Origin of the sequence: Sphingomonas sp. AOB5 (assembly GCF_029433115.1) — a bacterium.
Classification (GTDB): domain Bacteria; phylum Pseudomonadota; class Alphaproteobacteria; order Sphingomonadales; family Sphingomonadaceae; genus Sphingomonas.
Genome location: NZ_JARNTV010000010.1, coordinates 24,285 through 45,108 on the forward strand (window position 1 = coordinate 24,285; position 20,824 = coordinate 45,108).

Sequence of the window (20,824 nt, forward strand, 5' to 3'; positions counted from 1 at the left end):
AATGGCCGCCAACCGCGCTGGCCGAAAGGTCGGCGTGTTTGCGTTTCTAATGAAAGGTCACAGGCCATGAAGGCTCTGATGAAGACCACCAAGTCGGTAAAGCCGGCCGAAGTGGAAAAGAAGTGGCACATCGTCGATGCAGACGGTCTGATCGTCGGCCGCGCTGCCGTGGTGATCGCCAACGTCCTGCGCGGCAAGCACAAGACCAGCTTCACCCCGCACGTCGATTGCGGTGACAATGTCATCGTCATCAACGCGGACAAGATCAAGTTCACCGGCAAGAAGCTGGCGCAGAAGGTGTACTACAAGCACACCGGCTATGCGGGCGGCATCAAGGGGATCACCGCGGGCAAGGTGCTCGACGGCCGCTTCCCCGAGCGTGTTCTCGAAAAGGCTGTCGAGCGCATGATCCCGCGCGGTCCGCTGGGTCGCGCCCAGATGCGCAACCTGCGCATCTTCGCCGGCACCGAGCATCCGCACGCCGCTCAGAACCCCGAAGTCCTCGACATTGCCGGCATGAGCCGGAAGAACAAGGTGGGCGCATAATGTCCGACAATCGCCAGTCCCTTTCCGATCTCGGCAACATCGCCGGCGGTGAAGCCGCTCCGGCCAGCGCCGACGAGTATCTGAACGCCCCGGCCGCTCCGGCCGTGTCGAACACCCCGCTGCGCCAGCAGGAACTCGATGCCTATGGCCGCGCCTATGCCACCGGCCGCCGCAAGGACGCAGTTGCCCGCGTCTGGCTGAAGCCGGGCACCGGTAAGATCACGATCAACGGTCGCGATCAGGAAACCTATTTCGCGCGTCCGACGCTGCGTCTCGTCATCAACCAGCCGTTCGGCGTTGCCGGCCGCGAAGGTCAGTATGACGTCGTCTGCACCGTCAAGGGCGGTGGCCTTTCGGGCCAGGCCGGCGCGGTCAAGCATGGCATCAGCCAGGCGCTGACCAAGTTCGAGCCGATCCTGCGCGCGCCGGTGAAGGCCGCGGGCTTCCTGACCCGCGACAGCCGCACCGTCGAGCGTAAGAAGTACGGCAAGGCGAAGGCCCGCCGCAGCTTCCAGTTCTCGAAGCGCTAAGCTTCGCGATCAGCGACACGAAAAGGGCGGTCCGGCAACGGGCCGCCCTTTTTCGTTGGAGCGCCATACGCTAGGCGCACGACATGACCTTCGAAGACCCCATCGTCGCCCGGATCGTCGCGTTCATCGAGAGCGTCGGCATCCCGGTGATCGTCGAGCCGGTGGGGGACGATGTGCTGCTGCCCGGCGCAACCGTACGTCACGGCGCGCTGATCTTCGATCCCGCAACGCTCCCCTGGCCCGGCGACCTGCTGCACGAGGCGGGACACATCGCGGTGACCGATCCCGTGCTTCGCGATACGCTGGAGGAAGTCTCGCAGGATCAGGCAGAGGAAATGGCGGCAATCGCATGGTCCTATGCCGCCGCGATCGAGATCGGGATCGATCCCGCGATCGTCTTCCATGAAGGCGGCTACAAGGGCGGCGGCGCCAACTTCCTGTCATCGTTCGACGGCAATGGCGGGATCGGCGTGCCGATGCTGCAATATTACGGCATGACCGCCGAAGCCCGGCAAGCGGCAGCACTAGACCGCGCGCCCTTCCCCGCCATGGCGCGCTGGTTGCGCTAGGCGCTTCGACGTTCCGGCACCGGGTCCGCCGCTTCCCCGGCCGGCAGCAACCAGCCCGAATAGCGGATCACCCGCCCCACCAGCGGCACCGCAACGTCCACCTCGAAGCGGAACCGCCCGTCCTCCTGCCACTCCCGCGCCGCGATGCGGGGACCCAGGAAACGCGGCAGCGGTACCCCGAACAGGCTCCAGCCGCGAAACGCCATCCGCAGCCCCTCTCCGTCCGAGGGCAGGTCGAACGCGAAGCGCAACGGCCCGAACCGCTCCACCGCCAGCCCCCGCTTCGCGCTCAGCACGCTGCGGAAGCGATGCCCGCCAAAATCGCGGTGCCAGGTCTCGCTCCCGTCACGCTCGGCAAAGGCAACATGCAGCGGATAGCGTCCCGAAGGCGGCATCCCCATCATCGCCGCGAACAGCCCGGCCAGCGGACCGGTGCCCCGTTCAACCACGCCTTCGCCCACAGCCTCGTCGCTTTCGTGCATCGCCCGCACCATCGGCGGCAGCTTCGCGAACCGCTCCCCCATCAATCGGGCATAGAGCGGCTCGGGCAATTGCCGTTCCACAATCTCATGGCCAATCGCCAGTCTCGCGAACAAGGGCTCGAACCGCTCCAGCGTCAGCGCGTCCCATGCATCGCGAGCGCCCGGCACGACCCGTCCGGCCAGCATGTCCCCCGCGATCAGCTCGGCGGCAAGTACCGGAATCTCCGGTCCATCCCCGTCGCTTGCGATCAGCGTCCAGCGCCGTTCGGTCCGCCCGCCGCGCACGGTCACATGCATCGCCGAACGATCCCCGCCAAAGCCCAAAGTCATCCGGTACAAAGGCGTCAGCCAGCGCGAGGCGCGGGTCAGCGAACTCAGCCAGCCCCAGCGCACCGGCCAGCTCATCAGCCACAAAGCGAGCATCTGGAAATCCAGTTCGGTCCCCGCGCGAAAGGTCACCGCGGGCCGCCCCGCCAGCCGCTCCGGCGCGATGGCGTGGTCCGGCACATCGGCGATGGCGACCAGCCGCCCGCGCAGCACGCCGTCCGCGGTTACGAAATCCTCGCGCTGCATCTCCTGCCAGCCATAAGCGGTCTCCCAACGCTTGCCCCGCCACAGCCGCACCGGTCGCCCGACATAGCTCAGGATCGCCGCCGCGACCGACACGCCCGCGCTCGCCCGGTTGGAGGCGCTGATCGCCATCTCGACCCGGTCGATCCGCTCCAGCCCATCCGCCAGCTTGCGCACCACCGCACCCGACAATGCCGGCACGCTGGAGGCGCCCGCGATCACCGCCACGCCCGCCGCCTTCGCCGCCTTGTCCAGCACCGCGATCCCGCTCACGAAATCGCGCCCGTCGGCCAGATCGAGATAGGGGATGCGCATCGCGATGCACGCCTCGGGCACGGTATAGCCGCTCGCCTGAAACGGCCCCGCCGCGTCGATCACCAGATCGGGCCGATGCCGCGCCATGACCATGCCGATCCCCCCGGCCCGATCCGCCCCCACCGGCTCGGCGCGCTCAAGCCCGGCACAAAAGGCCGCAGCCTTCTCCAGCGACCGCCCGGCCACGAGCACCTCATGCCCCGCCCCCAGCAACCGCCGCACCAGCCGCGCGCCGAACCCGCCATAGCCACCGATGACGAGAATGCGGCTCATAGGATCTGCTCCGGTAGCCCGACCTTCCAGCGGAAGGTCAGACCGCCAGCCAGCCCGGCGACGGCGGGGATGGCCTGGTACAGCAACTCGCTGAACGAGGTTGGATTGAAGCCTGTCAGCCGCATGATCAGCGTCAACGGCAAGCCCCCGATCACCGCACCGGCCAATGCCGATATGCCCCAGTTCGTGGCGCCTCTGGTACGCAAAAAGTTGTACAACGGCAGAGCGAGCAACAAATGCAGCAATGCTATCGCCCAGCCGAAGACGAAGATGACCAGCGCGACTCCCACGGCACCGAGATAGAATCCCTCGATCGAAGCGATGAAAAGCACGAAAACAAGGGCTGGCACCGCCGCCGCTGCCAGCGAAGCGAGCAGCATGGCGCCAAATTCACGGTCGATCACAGGATACGCTCCCGCTGCGCCGGTGTCGGCATCCAGCAGGTCTCCCGCTGCCCGAACAGCCGATAGCGATTGCGCGCCACCCATCGGTACACGGAATCGCGCACCACCCGCGGCACCACCGCCGCAATCACGAGCATCCGCCACGGCCAGCCCAGCCCGCGCCAGATCGCGAAGACCGCATTGCTATCCCGCAGCGCCCGTTCGCCGTCGACCACGATCAGCGTGTCCGGATCGGCCGGATCGATCCCGAACCGGCGGTACAGCGCCGCCCCGGCCTCGCTCTGCATCGACGCCAGCCGGAAATGGCCGAGCCGGTCATGCCGCAGCACGAACTGCGCATTTGCCGAGCACAGCACGCACATCGCGTCGAACACGATGACCGGATGCGTCACGCCACCGCCCCCGCATCGCAATCCGCGAACACCGCGATCTGGTGGATCAGTTCGCCGAACCAAGGATGGACCAAATCCAGCGTAAAGGCGAAACGGTCCTCGCCCAGCTCGACATGGCCGACTACCAGCCGCCCCGGCGCGAGCCAGTCCGGCACGCGCAGCCGCAATCCGCCGAGCCGCAGGAAATAATGATCGCCCAGGAACAGCAGCGTCCCGTCCGCCGCGTCGAGCGTCAGCGCGATGCCGACGCCAAGGCCGAGATACTCCTCGAGTCCCGTCGGTCCCGCGAAGCGCTTGCTGCTGTGGATCACCTGCGGGAAGCCGTGGCGGCGGCCATATTGGCGCGTCCAATACTGACTGCAGCCCTCGACATCGCCGGTCACGCTCACGCTGGCGGCAACGCCGACATCCTCGCCCAGCGGCAGCGGCGCGCCGATCAGCCGGCCGAGTTGTGCCAGCAGCCACCCGCCCCGGCTCAACCGGCATTCGATCACTTCGCCGACATAGGAGACGCAGGCGCCGCGCCCGACATGGCGCGCGAACCGTGCACGCGTCGCTTCGGGCAGCGCAGCCCAGCGCGCCTCGCCCATCACATTGCGGAACGGCGCCTCGCCCGCGGGCAGCGTTTCCGCAGCCGGGCGGTGCCAGCTGCCGCACCGCCGCCGGACCGGTTCGCTCCACCAATCGACTGCCAGCGCCATCTTCGCCTCCTATCTCTCGGCCTTGCCCTTGGGGAGAAAGGCCAGCACCCGCTTGCCCATGCGGATCAGCAGCATCAGCCGGCTCGGCGGGATCGCGATCATCTGTTCGTACCAGTCGTCCAGCGTCGCCACGAAGCCATGCATCGCCTCGATCCGCTCACGCGCCACCGCGGAGATGCGCGGGTCGACTTCGGCTTCCTCGCGACAGACCTTGAGTGCCGCCACGGCGGGGTCGATCTCGCGTTCCTTGCGGCCCTCGGCGATGCGGGTCAGCATCTGCATCAGGTCGACCTCGGCCTCGTAATGCTCGCGCCGGTCGCCCATCACCGGCACGCGGCGGATCAGCTTCCAGCCGAGCAGTTCCTTCAGGCTATTCGACGTGTTGCTCCGCGCGATCCGCAGCGTGTCGCTGATCTCCTCCGCGTTGAGCGGCCGATCGCTGAGATAGAGCAGCGCATGGATTTGCGCGACCGAGCGGTTCACGCCCCATTGCCCGCCCATCTCGCCCCAATGCAGCACGAATTGCTGCACCGCCGGGGGCAGAAGGCTCGTTTTGTCTGCAATTTCTGTCATAACAGAAATATGAGGTCAGCCTGACGGAAAGTCAAGGTGCATGGGCCGTGCGGCGAACCGTTCCGGCCCGCCTTTTCATGGCCGCACTTGGCTGCGATGTGCCGATCAGGGATCGCGGCGACGGGGCACGCCACCGCGGATTGGAGATGCCGCTTGACGCGCTGCCCGCGCACTTTCAACACAACCCAAATGCCTGTTCGTGCGTTGATTTGCTCGCTCCGTCGGCAAAGGTCGTTCGCCGGACGCGAAGGAAAGAGATTTCGATGACGTCGCGTGAGATGACTTCGTTCCTGCCGCTGGCCGATGACGGCGCGTGGCCCGCCGACGCTCGCCGCTCGATCTCCGACGTGCTGCACGTGATGGCGTTCGGGGCGATCGGCTGGCCGTGGCTGCTCAAGAGCCTGTCGGGCGGCACCAAGGCCGAGAAGCGCCGCCTGATCGAGCGCCTCGACCTCGCGCCCGACGCCCTGCCCTATCTCGGCAGCTGGAAGGCCGATACCGGCTTCCTCCACCTGATCGTCGATCATATCGAAGCGAAGAAGCCGCAGACCGTTGTCGAATTCGGCGCAGGCGCCTCCAGCCTGATCGTCGCGCGAGCGCTTCAGCGCAATGGCGGCGGCCGGCACATCGCCTGCGACCAGCATGCCGGATTCGTCGCCGCGACCCTCGAATGGCTGCACGATAACGGCGTCGATGCCGATCTGCGCGCCACGCCGTTCCGCCCTTCGCCCAATGGCTGGCCGGGCGTGTGGTACGATCACGGCCAGTTGCCGCAGGAGATCGACCTGCTGATCATCGACGGGCCGCCCTGGGCGATCCACCCTTACGTCCGCGGCGCGGCAGACAGCCTGTTCGACCGGATTCCGGTGGGCGGCACGGTGATGCTCGACGATGCGGCGCGCCCCGGCGAGCGTGTCGTCGCACGCAAATGGAAGAAGCGCTGGCCCGGTTTCGAGTTCAACCTGACCCATCCGGGTACCAAGGGCACGCTGATAGGTACGCGCATCAAATAATGCGTATCGCAATACTGCGATGTCACACTTTGAAATAAATCGAAATTTATTGAAAAGTATCTTGAGAAGCGAGGCCTCCGCAAATAGCCTCACCCTCTGGCCTGGATACGTCACCCGACTGTCCACGATTCAGGGGGATCCGTTACATGAAGCACACACGTACCTCCCGCACGCTTCGCGCGTCGCTGCTGGCTTCGGCCGGCCTTTGCCTCACCGCCCTCGCAGCCGGCGCCCACGCCCAGAGCAGCGACACCAGCGGCGAAATCAACCGCCCGTCTGACGACGAGGCCGTACTCGAGCGGCAGACCACCGGCCCGACCCTTGTGTCGGCGCTCGAATATACCGCTCCGGATCCTCAGATCGTCATCGGCGCGCCCGGCACGCCGACCACTGCGCGCGATCCGGTCAACGTCACCGGCGTCGGCCAGATGATCGTCGATCAGCAGAACGGCTTTATCGGCCTGTGCACCGGCACGCTGATCAACGCCCGCACCGTGATCTTCGCGGCGCACTGCGTGAACGACGATCCTGCCAATTCCTATGGCTCGAACACCGGCGGCAAGCCGATCGGCTTCGGCTTCTCGAGCAACAACAACCAGGCGGGCGCGAGCGCGTTCGGTGGCTGGCTGGGCAATCACCAGACCAACACCAGCCGCTATATGTATAACGTCAACCAGGTCGCCTATCACCCCGGCTCGCTCGAGCCGAACGCGTCGGGCTTCCTCTATGCCGACGTCGCGATCGCTTCGCTCGATACGCCTGCGGTCAACATTCCCACCTGGGCGCTGCTGTTCTCGCAGCTGCCGCAGACCACGGGCGGCGCGGGCGGCACCGGCTATCACGTCAACATCGTCGGCTATGGCAATAACGGCACCGGCGCCACCGGCTCCACCGGCGGCATCGACTATCGCCGCCGCCTTGCCGAGAACATGCTCGGCGCGCTCGCCTCGATCGACGATTTCGAAGGCTTCCTGTTCGGCGGCGCTTCGGGCGTGCTGCCGCAGAACCTCTACTGGATCGACTTCGACGATCCCCGCCGCGGCACCGCATCGGCCGATCCGCGCGACTTCAACGCGTGGCGCGACAACCCGACCCCGAACGAAGGCATCACCGCCAGCGGCGATTCGGGCGGCCCGCTGATCCTCGATCGCATCGGCAACCAGACGCTCGCCAAGCAGCTGGTGATCGGCGTCCTCTCGGGCGGCTATACCCGCTTCTTCAACGGCGCCCCGGCGAATGGCTATGGCACCGCCGCATTCTACCAGCCGCTCTATCTCTATTGGGACTGGATCGCGGCGAACAATCCGTATCGCTACGTCTCGTCGCTGGCGGGTGACGCGAACTGGACCGATGCGTCGCACTGGGTCACCAATCTCGACCCGAACTACACAATCATCGGCCCCAACGGCACCTTCATCAATGGCGTGCCGACCAACCCCGGCACGGCGCAGAACGAAGCTCCGGGCGACAAGACGTTCGGTGAAGCCTGCTTCGAAAGCGGCGGCTTCTATGATTGCCAGAACATGGCGACCGGCGCGATCACCAGCGGCACCCGCCCGATCGGCCAGAGCCTTGAAGGCGGCGGCGCAGCCACGGTCAGCATCTCCACGCTCGAGGACAGCAGCGGCACCGCGTCGTCGCATGTCTTCAGCATCGAGGATGTCGATGCCACCGCACCCACCGCGCAGGCGAACGAAAGCGTCGGCACCAACGCCCTGCCTGCGGCGACCCTCGCCAACGGCCTGCCGGGTGCGACCAACTTCGTGCCCAACAACACCGACGGCAATCGCGCCAACGGCGTGATGGGCAAGTATTTCGACGTCACCCTCGCCGCCACCGGCACCACCACGCTCAGCAGCGCGGTGACCATCGATCGCTTCGCGATCGCGGGCGGCGGCGCGGCGCTGAACATCACCTCGACCGGCTCGCTCACCAGCCTGATCGACATCACCCAGGCGACTGGCACGATGCAGGTCAATGGTTCGCTGACCTCGTCGGGCGATTATCTGATGATGTCGGGCGGCCTGAACGGCAGCGGCACCATCACCGTGCCTTACTTCACCAGCCTTGCCGGCACGATCGCGCCGGGCACTGCGGGCACCACCGGCACGCTCACCTTCCGCGGCAACGTGGTCCTCAGCTCGGGCAACAAGTTCCTGGTCGATCTGGGCGCCAACGGCGTGTCTGACCGCATCGCGGTTCAGGCGTTCGGCGGCAACACCGGCGTCGCCAGCATCGGTGGTCAGGTCAGCTTCGGCCTGCTGCCGACCGCGCGTGCGGGCAACAGCTACACGATCATGACCGCTGCGGGCGGCGGCCTTGCCGGCCTCGACTCGTCGCATCGCTTCACGGTGAACCCGATCACCAGCAGCGCGATCCTGAAGCCGAACCTCACCTATTCGAACAATGCCGTGACGGTTCAGCTTGTCGCCAGCTCGTATTTCAGCGCTGTCGATAACACCAACGCAGTGCAGAACCGTTATGCCCTGCTGCTGGACCGCAACCGCAGCCAGGCAGCGGCGTTCGATGCGATCTACGGCCCGCTCGATCTCCAGACGGCTGGCGTGATCCGTACGACGCTGAGTGGCCTTGCGCCGGCAGCGGACTCGACCGCCCAGTCGCTCGGCATCGTCGGTGTCGACAACATGGCGGGCTTCCTGCGCACGCGCGTCGACGGCATCGAAGCCGGCAGCGCGGGCGGCACCATCGCCCGTTACGGCGCGGTGACCCAGGTCGCGCAGAACCTCACCGCGACGCGCGGCATTGCCGGTCTGTCGGGCATGGGCTTCGGCATGGATATCCGCAGCGATGCGGTCACGCCGATGATCCAGGAGAATGCGCTTCCCGAGAATATGAGCGCCTTCTTCGCGGGCGGCTATCTGAAGGGCGACAGCGCCCCGATGACGGGCATCACCGGACGCGACGATTATGACGGCTGGTATGCGGCCGCCGGTATCGAAACCTCGATGTCGGATGCCACGCTCGGCTTCGCACTGTCCTATACCCGCCTCGACGGCACGTCGGCGCTGGTCGGCAACAGCGCCAAGGGAACGCTGTATCAGGGCTCGATCTACGGCAAGGGTGACCTTGGCGGTGGCGTGAACCTCGACGTCATCTTCAGCGCCGGTGCGCTGTCGACCGACACCACCCGCGTGGTCAGCTTCGTGGGCACGCCCTACACGCTGCGCTCGTCGCAGTCTTCGCTGGTCCTCTCCAGCGAACTGGGCCTGGGCTATGATTTCGATCTCGGCGCCGCGCGGCTCACCCCGCGCATCGCCGGCCGCACGACCCATATCGGCTTCTCGCGTGAGATCGAGACCGGTGGGCCGATGGCACTCATGACCGATCGTTCGCCTGTCAACAGTGCCCAGGCCCGCGGTGGTCTGACCATCGCTGGCACCGGCCCGAAGATCCGTCCGTACATCAGCGGCACCGTGGTTCACGACTTCACGGACCGTCCGGCCGTGATCGGCGCGAACTTCGTCGGCGGCGTGGGCGGCAACGTCCTGTTCGCCCTGAACGGCCAGGATCATGACTGGTTCGAACTGAATGGCGGCCTGACCATCAGCGCAGGTTCGTTCGATCTCTCGATCTCGGCCGAGACCACGCTCGAACGCGAAGACGTGAAGAGCCAGGCCTATCGCGGATCGATCTCGTTCAAGTTCTGATCGAAACGCAGTGAAATAAAGGGGCCGTCCCGCGAGGGGCGGCCCTTTTTCTTTGCACGGGTTTCGACTCCGAAATGGTGACGAACCCCATAGTTTGTTCGACTCTGCCCCCTGCCCGCGACATTCTTGTTCGTGACGACAGCGTTCCGGTTTGACTGCCGGTTACGAAGGGGGGCCTTGATGTCCGTCAGCGAAATGATCCTGATCGGGCTCGCAATAGCCGCGCCGATCATTGCCGCCACTTCGGCATTCTGGGGACTGACCCGCGAAGTTTCGACAAAGGCCGAGGATGGCAGCAAGCAGCTCACGCCCGCGGGCCGGGTGGCGATCGGCTTTGCCGCGATCAGCGCGCTGGTCGCGGTGACCAGCATCGGCTTCAAGGCCATGGTCGACAACGACAAGCAGCGGACGGAAGCCGAACGGCGGGAAAGGGCCGCGGCCGACGCACGGCTGCTGGCACTCCAGCAGAAACAGGCAGCCGAAGCCGAACAGCGCGACGAGGCCAATTGGCGCGCGTTTAACAAGAGATATCAGGAGGCGCTGAGCCAGCTCGGCATTGCCGCGACCCGCGAGGAAGGCGGCCGCATCGTCTCCAACCAGGACCTGCTCGCCGCGATCGAGGAACAACGCGACCGCACCATCGCGGGCAATGCGCGGATCTTCCAGCTCGCCCAGTCACAACGCATCGTCCTGCAGGGCCAGCCGCTCGGCTCGCTGCGGATCCGGATGACCTTTGGCGGGTTCAGCGCCACAGAGTTTGAGACGTTGAAAGAGGGCTTCGCCGCTGTCGCCGAATATGACGAGAGCGACGACGAATACGGCCGTCTTGCCGATGCCCATGAATATTTCGACGATTCAAACAGCTATCGGCACACCTTCATCCCGCTGCTGCAAATGCTGATGGCTGACGCGGATTCACCCGAGCAGACCGACGATCTCATTCTCGCGCTCGATGTCGACGGCACCGGCGCCTGGGTGCTGCCGATCGGCGTGACCAGCCAGAAGGCAACACGCGGTCTCGTCTTCAACGACGACTGGCTGGACGCCGCCGGAAACCCAAATGGAGACCCGGCCGAGGACATTAAACAGGAGAATGGTGCCTGCACCGTCCCGCGCATGACGATGGACCAACGTCGGCGGGAGGTGTCGCTCGAAGTCAATCTGCAGGGCAATTGCCTGCCGTTCGCGATCCACCGCGCCGGTACTTCGAACGTCATCGCACGGCTGACCGATCGCCCCGCGACGGTGATCTATCGCAACGGCAACAAGCTTTCGCCGATCACCGCAACCAACGTGGCTGACATCACCGATTGGGTCACGCGCAATTGCTGGGCCAGTCAGCTCTATGGCAAGGGCGGGAAATATATCCAGCTAACCGCCGTACCCAATCAGCGGAACGATCTGGCGATCACCCGGACGCTTCGTTTCGAGGGGATCGGAGACATGACCTATCAGCCGACATTCTACGACAATCGCGAGGATTGGGACGCAGGCCGATGCGCGCGGTTCCGCTAGCCGCGATCCGCTTCAGTCCATCACCCGCGCCAGCGTCCGGAACGCCCTGCCCTCGATCCGGATCTCGTTGAATGAGGGCCGCGACACGCGAACGCGCTCCGACAATGTGCCCGCGCCGATCATCCGCACCGTGCGTCCGCCAACCTCCTGCACCAGATCGAACGGGTCATGGACATGCCCGGTCAACACCGCGTCCACGCCCGCCGCGGCCAGCGCCGCCAACGCCCGCCGCCCGCCGCGCGTGCTCGACGACATGCGCGTGCCGCCCTCGATCAGCGGATGGTGGCAGGCGACGAACTTCAGATCGTCCGCCGGTGCCGCCTCGACCAGTGCCAGCGCCTGCTGCAGTGCGCGGATGCCGACATGGCCCTTCGACCAGTTGAGCCGGAACTGGAAGCGAGCGGTGGTGCGCAGCGGCACGATGCTCACGCCCTTGATGTCCAGCGGCCGCTCGATCATCCGCTCCAGCGCGGTGTAGCGTTTGTACGGCGTCACGAAGCGCGCCCATGGGTTGAAATAGGGCAGGTCGTGATTGCCCACCTCCACCGTCACCGGCCGCCCCAGCCCTTCCAGCCATTTCGACGCCGCGGCAAACTCGTGGTGCCGCGCCCGCATCGTCAGGTCGCCGGTCACAACAACCGCATCGGGCTCTTCCGCCTTCACCAGCCCCGCGAACCAGTCCAGCGCCACCTGATCCTCGGCGCCGAAATGGATGTCGCTGACATGGAACAGGCGGATCATCTCATGCCTCGCGGGTCGAGATGAACGCCTTCAGGCTGGTGCCGCTGCGGATGCGCGTCGCGGGATCCAGCGTCACCGGTTCGCCGTCGAACAGCGCCAGCACCTTGCGATTGCCCTTCAGCCGCAGCTCGGGCGTATTGGTCTTGGTCACCGCATGCGCCGCCACCCAGTCGCCCGTCAGCCATTCCCAGCCCAGCTGCGCAATCGATCGCCAGTCGCGCGCGTCGACGCCGGTGACTTCCAGCCCGTCGCTGTCGGGGAACACGAAAACCGCCTGATAATGGCGCTCCAGCTCGGGCGCGCCGCGCACGCGGATGCCCTTGCGCGCAAAGGTATTCGCCCACGCCGCCCGCGCCGCCTGGAACAGCCGCCCGACCCGCCCCTTGCGCACCGCCTCGCGCGCACGGAACCAGGATGCGGCCGGACCCAGGATCAGCCCAACGAACGCACGATGCTCCCCCGCCTCGATATAGGGCAGCGTCACCCGCGTGGTTTCCTTGTGCGCCGCAGCGATGATCTTCGCGGGATCCAGTTCCTTGTGCAGCCCCTTGGCGAGCAGGTTCATCGTCCCACCCGGCAGGATCAGGAACGATCCCTTCCATGTCGACAGTGCGCTGAGCGCCGCGTTGATCGTGCCGTCACCCGCATAGAGCACGACGGTGTCGACCTTCTTGCGGGTCAGCGAACCTCCCTTGGGGAGTTCCTCGTCGGGAAAGGCGGTGCGGCCGGCAAGCTCCATCCCGCGCTCGGCAAAGACCTTTTCAAGAGCCTCGCATTTGGCGGGAGTCGCAGTGCCGGAATTGGGATTGGTGATGAACCAGAGACGTTGCATGGTGATCGTAACGCATCGGAATCGATTTGGTGGCGGCAATTATGGACCGATTGCCCGAAACAGATTGAAATAGCTCGTCACGGCGAAGATCCACAGGATCACCAGGGCCTGGAACCACGCGGCGCGAATGCGGATCGCCAAAGCGGCAAGGATTGCGCTGCCAACCGGGAACAGATTCCATATCGTCTGGCTCCACCTGCCCGTCGTGCTGGCGCTGTAAAGGTTCATGACGATGGCCAGCACCAGCGAGATCAGCATGAGTCCTCATCGGTGCGCGAGTGTCTCCAGATAAAAAGCTCTCAGATCGATCCCCTCCGCAGGCACCTCATCGGGGAGCGCAGCGGCGACCATCAGGAATGAGATGACCAGGAACACGAAGTTGATCAGGAACGCCGCGATCGTCAGTGTCTGCGTGCCCGGATAGCCGAACTGCCACCACCAGAAGACGATCATCGAGTAGAGCATCATCACGGCATAGACGATGGTCAACCAGTCCCACTTCACCCGCGATCCGGCGCGCAACAGCTTGTGGAAGCTGGTCAGTAGATCGGCGACGCCCAGCCCGATGACGACCCCGATAAATGCGAGCACCAACTCGTTCAGCGACATGATGGCCCTCCCCGGGCATCATGGCTCAGCGTGACGCCAGCCGCCAGACCGGCGCGACGTCAATAGCGGTACAATCGCACCTTCTGGACCCCGAATTGCCCCGGCGGCAGCCGCACATGCCGCCCCTGATGGGTCTCGTCGCCGTTCAGGCGCCTGCCCGCGATCCACTTGCCGCCCTCGAACCGCCCCTCGTCCACCGCGTCCAGCCCTGCCCGGCCCTTCCCATCCGCCGGCTCGACCGTGAGCGTCACGCCGCGGCCCGCGACAAGGAATTCCTCCCCACCCAGCCAGATCACCATCCCGCCATGCTCCGACGGCTGCTGCTTGTCCTTCGCTGTCCACGGATCGACGAAGCTGACCGTCAGGCGATAGCCGCCGATCGTCACGCTCTGCGGCGCTTCGTCCACCACCCCGTCGAACGTCACCGGCGGCGCGAAGCCCGCAATCCGCCCCTCGGACTGCGCCGTCAGGATCACCGGCGCCATGCTTTCCAGCAGTGCGTACAGCCCGCCCAGCCGCTCGGCGCCAGCATCGGAGATATTCTCGATCGAAAAGGGGCTGAACCCCATGCCGCCATGCTTGCCGATCACCAGCATCGCATTCGCCGCCGCGCGCGGATCCCCGGCATTGTTCGCTTCGGGCACGAACAGCGGGTTCTGCGGCGTCACATAGCCCGCGACGATCCCCGCGAAGTTCGGGAAATAGATGTCCGGCGCGATGAAATCTATCGACGGCGCGCCCTTGCGCCATTCGGCCATCAGATGCGCCAGCGGGCCGCCGCTGGGATATTCGCCCGGCTTCTTGCCCGGCCGCCCCTGCGCCCCGTTGACGAACATCGGCAGTGGATAGGCCCGCTTGCCCGCCCCCGCCACAACCTCGACGAACCGCGCATAGCTCAGCGCCGTGAACCGCTCCTCATCGCCGCCCGCCTTGGCATAGGCCGCATCCGCCACCGCACCATGCTCGCGCGCGGTCGGCAGGAAGCCGATCTCATTCTCCACCTGCACCATGATAACCGTGTGCCGCTCGCCATCCACCTTGCGCAGATGCGCCATCAGCGCCGCAAACGCCCGCGCATCGGCATCGCGCACCGCGGGCGAAAGCGCGGAAAGGATCTCCTGCGATCTGCCCTCGGCATCGGTGGTGCGCGGAAAGCGCTTCGTATCGCGCTTCACCCATGCCGGCACATAGCTCGACATCGAATTCTTCCACGTGCCGAACCACAGGATCACCAGCCGCATATCGCTGGCGCGGGCATCCTCGATCAGCCAGTTGACGCTGGAGAAATCGAACTGCCCCTCGACCGGCTCGATCAGCTCCCAGCTGACCGGCGCCAGCACCGTGTTCAGCCGCATCGCGCGCAGCTTAGCCCAGTGCCGGGCCATATAGGCGCGGTTCGATGAACTGCTGTTGCCCAGTTCGCCGCCCAGGATCAGGAACGGCTTTCCGTCCACGATCAACTGCCGCACCTCGCCGCGCTGCGCGACTTGCGGGATCTGGGCAAAGGCCGGCGTCGCGGCCAGCAGCATGAGCGAAAATAGCCAGCGGATCATGCCGGCATCTTGTTATGTTAGCGCTAACCAGCGCAAGCGATTTCGTGAGGCCTACTGGATCGCGATAAGCTGGATGGTGAACAGCAGGGTCGCATTGCCCGGGATCGGACCGCGGCCGTTGGGGCCATAGGCCATGTCCGCCGGGATCGCGATTTCGATCGTGTCGCCCACACCCATGTTCGGCACCGCCACCTGCCAGCCCTTGACCAGCCGGTTCAGCGGGAAGGTCGCCGGCTCGCCGCGCTTGAACGAGCTGTCGAACTCGGTGCCGTCGATCAGCGTGCCGGCATAGTGCAGCGTCACCGTATCGGTCACCGCCGGATGCCGTCCGGTGCCATCGCCCTTCACCCGGCGCCAGCGACCATTGCCCGGCAAGGGCTGCCAGCCGTCCGCCGCCTTCAGGCTGGAGATCGCGAGCTGCTGGCGGTTGTGCCACGCGGCGTCCTGCGGCGTGGTCGCGTCGGGCGCGTCCTGCACCATCGCGGCAGCGGGAATGACGGCGGCGACCACCGCATAGGGCAGCACATAGGGGAGGAACTTGATCATCGGCCCTTATTCGAATTCGAGGATCGCCGCGTCAACCGCCAGACTGTCGCCGGGTGCGAAGTTCGCCGCCTTCACCACCGCGGCCTTCTCGGCGCGCAGGATATTTTCCATCTTCATCGCCTCGACCACCGCCAGCGGCTGGCCCGCCTCCACCTTGTCGCCCGGCTGGACGTGCAACTGGGTCAGCAGGCCCGGCATCGGCGCCAGCAGGAAGCGCGACATGTCCGGCGGGATCTTCTCGATCATGTGCTTCGCCAGCGCCGCCACGCGCGGACGATAGACACGCACCTGATGCGATGCGCCGCGCGTGGTGATCTTCCAGTGCCCGCGCTTGCGCTCGATCTGCACCGACAGCGTCTCGCCATCGATCGTCGCGTCCACCAGCCGCTGGCCGGGCTGATAGGCCATGTTCAGCGCCATGGCCCGGTTATCCACCACGGTCATGATCTGGTCGAAGATCACCTGATGCTTGTTGCCGTCGAACGAGACGATCCATTCGGTCGACACCGCCGGAGCGCCGTTCAACTGCCCGCTGATACTCCCCGCCCAACTCGCTTCGGTCGCCGCGACGAACGCCGCCACTGCCGCGATCTTCGCCGCCAGCCCCTCGGCCGCAGGCGCGCCCGCAAAGCCCTCGGGATATTCCTCGGCGATGAAGCCGGTGGTCAGTTCGCCCGCGCGGAAACGCGGATGCTGCATGATCGCCGACAGGAAATCGAGATTGTTGCCCACCCCTTCCAGCTGGAACCGGTCGAGCGCAGTCACCTGAAGGTCCGCCGCCTCGTCGCGCGTCTCGCCCCAAGTGATCAACTTCGCGATCATCGGATCGTAGAACATGCTGACTTCGCCGCCCTCGCGAACGCCGTCATCGACGCGGACATAGCCCTTGCCCGTCTGCTCCGGTGCGGGGCCGCAACATCCCGCATGGGCGTGCGCGCCGGGGCTGCCCGGCACCGTCTCCATCGGCGGATGATAGCGGGTCAGCCGCCCGGTCGAGGGCAGGAAGCCGCGATACGGATCCTCGGCATAGACGCGGTTTTCGATCGCCCAGCCGGTCAGCGTCACCTCGTCCTGGGTGAAGGCCAAAGGTTCGCCCGATGCCACGCGGATCATCTGCTCGACCAGATCGAGGCCGGTGATCGCCTCGGTCACCGGATGCTCCACCTGCAGGCGGGTGTTCATCTCGAGGAAGTAGAAGCCCTGCCCGGTCGTGTCCGCGCCGCTGACGATCAGCTCGACCGTGCCCGCGCTGTAATAGCCCACGGCCCGCGACAGCGCGACCGCCTGCTCGCCCATCGCCTTGCGCATCTCGGGCGTGACGAAGGGCGACGGCGCCTCTTCCACCACCTTCTGGTGGCGCCGCTGGATCGAGCATTCGCGCTCGCCCAGATAGACGATGTTGCCATGCTGATCGCCCAGCACCTGGATCTCGATATGGCGCGGGCTCTCGATGAACTTCTCGATGAACACGCGGTCGTCGCCGAACGACGCCAACCCCTCGCGCTTGGTCGCCTCGAAGCCTTCGCGGACGTCCTTCTCGGAATAAGCGAGGCGCATGCCCTTGCCGCCGCCGCCAGCCGAGGCCTTCATCATCACCGGATAGCCGATCTCGTTCGAGATGCGCACGGCATGCTCGGTATCGTCGATCACCCCGACAAAGCCGGGCACGACGTTCACCCCCGCGGCCTTGGCCAGCTTCTTGGACTCGATCTTGTCGCCCATCGCCGCAATGGCATTCGGCGGCGGCCCGACGAACGCGATGCCCGCCTCCGCGCAAGCCTTGGCGAAGCTCTCGCGCTCGGACAGGAAGCCATATCCCGGATGGATCGCATCCGCCCCGGTCTCCTTGGCGGCAAGCAGGATCAGCTCGGCCTTGAGATAGGATTCAGACGCAGGCGCCGGCCCCAGCCGAACCGCCTCGTCCGCCATCAGCACATGCGGGCTGCGCGCATCGGCATCGGAATAAACCGCGACGGTCTTGATGCCCATCTTCTTGGCGGTCCGCATCACGCGGCATGCAATCTCGCCGCGATTGGCGACCAGGATTTTGGTGATCATCATTTGCTCTCGGATGGCGGGCCGAACAGGGCACGCAGCGCGGCAAGTGCCGCAGGATGATAGATGGTGGCGTGGGTTTCGGCCGGCATCGGCGTGAAGCTCCAGTGCAGGCCCGCGGGCGCCGAAGATTTCAGCGCCGCGACCAGCGGATCGACGCCCATCGCCGCGCCCTCATCGGCCAGCGCCAGCCACAGCCAGCGCTCGCCCGGCACATACGCGATCACCGGCCCCACAGCCTTGACCAGCGACATGTCGTCCCACCACAGGCTGGGGCTGATCGCGATATAGCGCCGGAACAGATCGGGCTGCTTCAGCAGCGTGTCGACCACGAACAGGCCGGCAAGCGATTCCCCCATCAGCACGGTATCGCCGGTGGTGCGGAAATTGGTCTCCACCCAGGGCAGGACCTCGCTCGACAGATAGCGACGGAACCGCTCCGAATGCCCGGCAGTCGGCCAGGTCGCGCGATCCTTGGCATTGCTGGTCGGGAAGGCCAGCTCGTTGCGGCGATCGACCGTCTCGATCCCCACCACGATCATCGGCTGGATCGTATCGACCACCGTCCCCAACTGCGCCAGCCCCGCGATATGCTGGAAATCCTGTTCCAGACCGCCGTCGAGCAGGTACAGCACGGGATAGTTTTTGCCGCTTGTCGCATAGCCGGGCGGCAGCCAGATATTCAGCGCGCGCTCGGCACCCATCACCTTGGACGGCAGTTTGTAGGTCTGCCCGATCGCGATAGGCGTCCCGCCCGCCGGCTGCGCCAGCGCGGGGACGGGCAGCAACAGCAACAACGCCAGGATCAGGCGCCATGTCGCCCGGCTGATCACTCCGCCGCCTCCAGCTCGGCCTTAACCTCGCCCTGCATCGCCCGCACACCCAGCCGCGCGAACAGCGCGCTGTCCTTGTCGTCGCCCGCATTGCCGGTGGTCAGCAGCTTGTCGCCGGTGAAGATCGAGTTCGCCCCGGCCATGAAGCAAAGCGCCTGCGTCTCATCGCTCATGCTCTCTCGGCCAGCCGACAAACGCACCATCGACAGCGGCATCACGATGCGCGCCACCGCCACCGTCCGCACGAACTCGATCTCGTCGATCTTGGCCAGCGGCGTATCCGCCAGCATGTCGCCCAGCACCGTGCCCTTCACCGGCACCAGCGCGTTGATCGGCACGCTTTCGGGATGCGGCATCGTCGCCAGCGCATGGAGGAAACCCACCCGGTCCTCGCGCTTCTCGCCCATGCCGACGATCCCGCCCGAACACACGTTGATCCCCGCGCCGCGGACATTCTCCAGCGTCTCGATGCGATCCTCAAAGGTCCGCGTCGTAATGACGTTCGCGTAGTTCTCGGGCGAGGTATCGATATTATGGTTGTAATAGTCGAGGCCCGCATCGGCGAGCTGCGCAGCCTGCTTCTCGCTGAGCATACCCAGCGTCATGCAGGTCTCCAGCCCCATCTGGCGCACGCCCTTCACCATCTCGACGATGGCGGGCATGTCGCGATCCTTGGGGCTGCGCCACGCCGCGCCCATGCAGAAGCGCGACGAGCCATTGTCCTTGGCCTGTGCCGCCGCCTGCAGCACCGCGCGCACGTCCATCAGCTTGGTCGCCTTCAGGCCGGTCTCGGCACTGGCCGACTGGTTGCAGTAACCGCAATCCTCAACGCAACCGCCGGTCTTGATCGACAACAGCGTGGAAAGCTGGACCTCGTTACGCGGATGATGCGCGCGATGGATCGACGCCGCTTCGTACACCAGATCGAGGAAAGGCATGTCGAACAGCGCGGCAATCTCGTCGCGGGTCCAGTCGGTACGCATCATTCCCATTCCCTTACGAATCCGCCACGCCAGGCCGCAGCGACAGCGTGATCTGTTGCGGCGTCCGCGGATCGAGCGCAACGATCACCGCCATCGGCTTGCCCGCCGCATCGCGCCAGCGCCATACCGGACGGGTGCGAAAGCTGGTCCGCACAACCTGCGCGCCGTTCTGCCGCGCGATCATCGCGCGAAGCTCGGACATCAGCAGATCGTCGTCCACCGCCAGCCGCGTATACGATGTGAGGTTGCATTCGGGCGTGATCGCGCTGCCCTCGGGCCGCCCCTGATAATAATAGACGCCACCATAGGCCGACGACCAGCTGCGCCAGTCGAGCGGCCCCTTGTCATCGAACGCATAGCCGCGCGACGAGGCCGCCGCCGCACTCTTCAACCCCTCGACATCGCGGAAGTTGGCGACGCAGGTCGCCTCGAACTCGGCGACCGCCGCCTGCTCGCTCGTCGGCCGCACGCGCATCTGCGTCATGTCCTGCGCCGGCAAGGCCGCAAGGGAAAGCAGCAGTGCGATCATCGCTCTGCCACCGCCTGTTTCACGAGCCGCTCAAGCTCCGGGCCATCCGATTCCGCGAACCCGTGGGACATGTAGATTTGCCGCCCGTTGCGATCGAACAGATAGACGCGCGGAATCCCAACCCGGCCTTCGGGCACGGTCGCGATATCCTTCCCGAGAATCCGGCGATAGGCAGCCACATCGGCAATGACGTAATCGACATCGGTCATCCCGCCATAGGCGAGGAAACGCGCGATCCAAGCGGGGGTCTGGTCGGGATCGGGATCGCCTTCCCGGCGATTGATATAGATGAAATTATAGCGCTCGCCCAACTGCTTGCGGATTCGGTTGAGGTGGGGCGCCTCGGCATAGCATGGCCCGCACCAGCTTGCCCAAAATGCGATCAGCGTAGGCTTGCCCGGCACGATCCGCGATCCAAGCGTGATCGGCGCACCGTTGCGCGACTTCAGCGGCACGCCTGCCAGCGTCGAGATCGAACGGCCAGCGGTCGGCGCCCGGTCCTGCGCCAGCGCAGGTGCCGCCGCGAACAGCGCAAGGCCGATCGACAGGATCATTTCAGAACCGCCGACGCAACGCTCTGAACGAACGCGCC

The 20,824-nt window shown here is 65.7% G+C and carries 22 protein-coding genes; 6 read left to right on the forward strand and 16 right to left on the reverse strand.

The annotated features are described in order from the left end of the window. Window positions 1-66 precede the first annotated feature (66 nt). The 3 genes from rplM (at window position 67) to P1X14_RS06605 (ending at window position 1,645) form a co-directional block, all read left to right on the forward strand. The gene (rplM, locus tag P1X14_RS06595) at window positions 67-546 is read left to right on the forward strand and encodes a 50S ribosomal protein L13 (RefSeq protein ID WP_277314528.1); all 480 of its coding nucleotides are present in this window, start codon (window positions 67-69) and stop codon (window positions 544-546) included. Continuing rightward, entirely contained in the window at window positions 546-1,076 is a 531-nt protein-coding gene (gene rpsI, locus P1X14_RS06600) for a 30S ribosomal protein S9 (protein WP_277314529.1), read from the forward strand. Before rplM ends, rpsI begins: the two co-directional genes overlap by 1 nt. Before the next feature lie 83 nt (window positions 1,077-1,159). Next, window positions 1,160-1,645, forward strand: coding sequence for a hypothetical protein (locus P1X14_RS06605; protein WP_277314530.1), 486 nt, complete (start codon window positions 1,160-1,162; stop codon window positions 1,643-1,645). On the opposite strand, the gene P1X14_RS06610 is transcribed toward P1X14_RS06605, so the two are convergent. Genes P1X14_RS06610 through P1X14_RS06630 form a run of 5 tightly spaced genes read right to left on the reverse strand, consistent with a single transcriptional unit; the run spans window position 1,642 to window position 5,355 of the window. Beyond that, window positions 1,642-3,285 carry an SDR family oxidoreductase gene (locus P1X14_RS06610; RefSeq protein WP_277314531.1) on the reverse strand — a complete coding sequence of 548 codons (1,644 nt, stop codon included), beginning with the start codon at window positions 3,283-3,285 and terminating at the stop codon, window positions 1,642-1,644. The genes P1X14_RS06605 and P1X14_RS06610 overlap by 4 nt on opposite strands. Then, window positions 3,282-3,689: a hypothetical protein gene (locus tag P1X14_RS06615; protein WP_277314532.1), complete on the reverse strand. Its 408-nt coding sequence runs from the start codon at window positions 3,687-3,689 to the stop codon at window positions 3,282-3,284. Before P1X14_RS06615 ends, P1X14_RS06610 begins: the two co-directional genes overlap by 4 nt. Further along, window positions 3,686-4,081, reverse strand: a complete 396-nt coding sequence (locus P1X14_RS06620) for a thiol-disulfide oxidoreductase DCC family protein (RefSeq protein WP_277314533.1) — start codon at window positions 4,079-4,081, stop codon at window positions 3,686-3,688. Before P1X14_RS06620 ends, P1X14_RS06615 begins: the two co-directional genes overlap by 4 nt. Next, the gene (locus P1X14_RS06625; protein ID WP_277314534.1) at window positions 4,078-4,782 is read right to left on the reverse strand and encodes a DUF4166 domain-containing protein; all 705 of its coding nucleotides are present in this window, start codon (window positions 4,780-4,782) and stop codon (window positions 4,078-4,080) included. Before P1X14_RS06625 ends, P1X14_RS06620 begins: the two co-directional genes overlap by 4 nt. Before the next feature lie 9 nt (window positions 4,783-4,791). Then, window positions 4,792-5,355: a MarR family transcriptional regulator gene (locus P1X14_RS06630; RefSeq protein WP_277314535.1), complete on the reverse strand. Its 564-nt coding sequence runs from the start codon at window positions 5,353-5,355 to the stop codon at window positions 4,792-4,794. A gap of 263 nt (window positions 5,356-5,618) precedes the next feature. Between P1X14_RS06630 and P1X14_RS06635 the strand changes: the two genes are divergently transcribed. The 3 genes from P1X14_RS06635 to P1X14_RS06645 all read left to right on the forward strand — a co-directional run bounded on the left by P1X14_RS06635 (window position 5,619) and on the right by P1X14_RS06645 (window position 11,551). Then, window positions 5,619-6,368, forward strand: a complete 750-nt coding sequence (locus tag P1X14_RS06635; protein WP_277314536.1) for a class I SAM-dependent methyltransferase — start codon at window positions 5,619-5,621, stop codon at window positions 6,366-6,368. Between the two features lie 146 nt (window positions 6,369-6,514). Then, window positions 6,515-10,036, forward strand: coding sequence for an autotransporter domain-containing protein (locus P1X14_RS06640; protein WP_277314537.1), 3,522 nt, complete (start codon window positions 6,515-6,517; stop codon window positions 10,034-10,036). A 180-nt stretch (window positions 10,037-10,216) separates the two neighbouring features. Then, entirely contained in the window at window positions 10,217-11,551 is a 1,335-nt protein-coding gene (locus P1X14_RS06645; RefSeq protein WP_277314538.1) for a hypothetical protein, read from the forward strand. Window positions 11,552-11,563: 12 nt separating this feature from the next. On the opposite strand, the gene P1X14_RS06650 is transcribed toward P1X14_RS06645, so the two are convergent. Genes P1X14_RS06650 through P1X14_RS06700 form a run of 11 tightly spaced genes read right to left on the reverse strand, consistent with a single transcriptional unit; the run spans window position 11,564 to window position 20,786 of the window. After that, complete coding sequence (locus P1X14_RS06650) at window positions 11,564-12,292, reverse strand: metallophosphoesterase (protein WP_277314539.1); 729 nt, start codon at window positions 12,290-12,292, stop codon at window positions 11,564-11,566. A gap of 1 nt (window position 12,293) precedes the next feature. Beyond that, window positions 12,294-13,124: a diacylglycerol kinase family protein gene (locus P1X14_RS06655; protein WP_277314540.1), complete on the reverse strand. Its 831-nt coding sequence runs from the start codon at window positions 13,122-13,124 to the stop codon at window positions 12,294-12,296. Window positions 13,125-13,163: 39 nt separating this feature from the next. Next, window positions 13,164-13,382, reverse strand: coding sequence for a hypothetical protein (locus P1X14_RS06660; protein WP_277314541.1), 219 nt, complete (start codon window positions 13,380-13,382; stop codon window positions 13,164-13,166). Window positions 13,383-13,388: 6 nt separating this feature from the next. Then, a complete protein-coding gene (locus P1X14_RS06665; protein ID WP_277314542.1) occupies window positions 13,389-13,733 on the reverse strand; it encodes a hypothetical protein in 345 nt (114 codons plus the stop codon). A 59-nt stretch (window positions 13,734-13,792) separates the two neighbouring features. After that, entirely contained in the window at window positions 13,793-15,286 is a 1,494-nt protein-coding gene (locus tag P1X14_RS06670) for a DUF5597 domain-containing protein (protein WP_277314543.1), read from the reverse strand. Window positions 15,287-15,337: 51 nt separating this feature from the next. Continuing rightward, the gene (locus tag P1X14_RS06675) at window positions 15,338-15,832 is read right to left on the reverse strand and encodes an FKBP-type peptidyl-prolyl cis-trans isomerase (protein WP_277314544.1); all 495 of its coding nucleotides are present in this window, start codon (window positions 15,830-15,832) and stop codon (window positions 15,338-15,340) included. Window positions 15,833-15,838: 6 nt separating this feature from the next. Beyond that, the gene (locus P1X14_RS06680) at window positions 15,839-17,890 is read right to left on the reverse strand and encodes an acetyl/propionyl/methylcrotonyl-CoA carboxylase subunit alpha (protein WP_277314545.1); all 2,052 of its coding nucleotides are present in this window, start codon (window positions 17,888-17,890) and stop codon (window positions 15,839-15,841) included. After that, window positions 17,890-18,720 (reverse strand): alpha/beta hydrolase-fold protein, encoded by an 831-nt coding sequence (locus P1X14_RS06685; RefSeq protein WP_277314546.1) that lies wholly within the window; start codon window positions 18,718-18,720, stop codon window positions 17,890-17,892. The genes P1X14_RS06680 and P1X14_RS06685 overlap by 1 nt, the downstream gene beginning before the upstream one ends. Beyond that, complete coding sequence (gene bioB / locus P1X14_RS06690) at window positions 18,717-19,712, reverse strand: biotin synthase BioB (protein WP_277314547.1); 996 nt, start codon at window positions 19,710-19,712, stop codon at window positions 18,717-18,719. Before bioB ends, P1X14_RS06685 begins: the two co-directional genes overlap by 4 nt. Before the next feature lie 4 nt (window positions 19,713-19,716). Next, window positions 19,717-20,232 (reverse strand): hypothetical protein, encoded by a 516-nt coding sequence (locus P1X14_RS06695; protein ID WP_277314548.1) that lies wholly within the window; start codon window positions 20,230-20,232, stop codon window positions 19,717-19,719. Continuing rightward, a complete protein-coding gene (locus P1X14_RS06700) occupies window positions 20,229-20,786 on the reverse strand; it encodes a TlpA disulfide reductase family protein (protein WP_277314549.1) in 558 nt (185 codons plus the stop codon). Before P1X14_RS06700 ends, P1X14_RS06695 begins: the two co-directional genes overlap by 4 nt. Window positions 20,787-20,824: the final 38 nt, after the last annotated feature.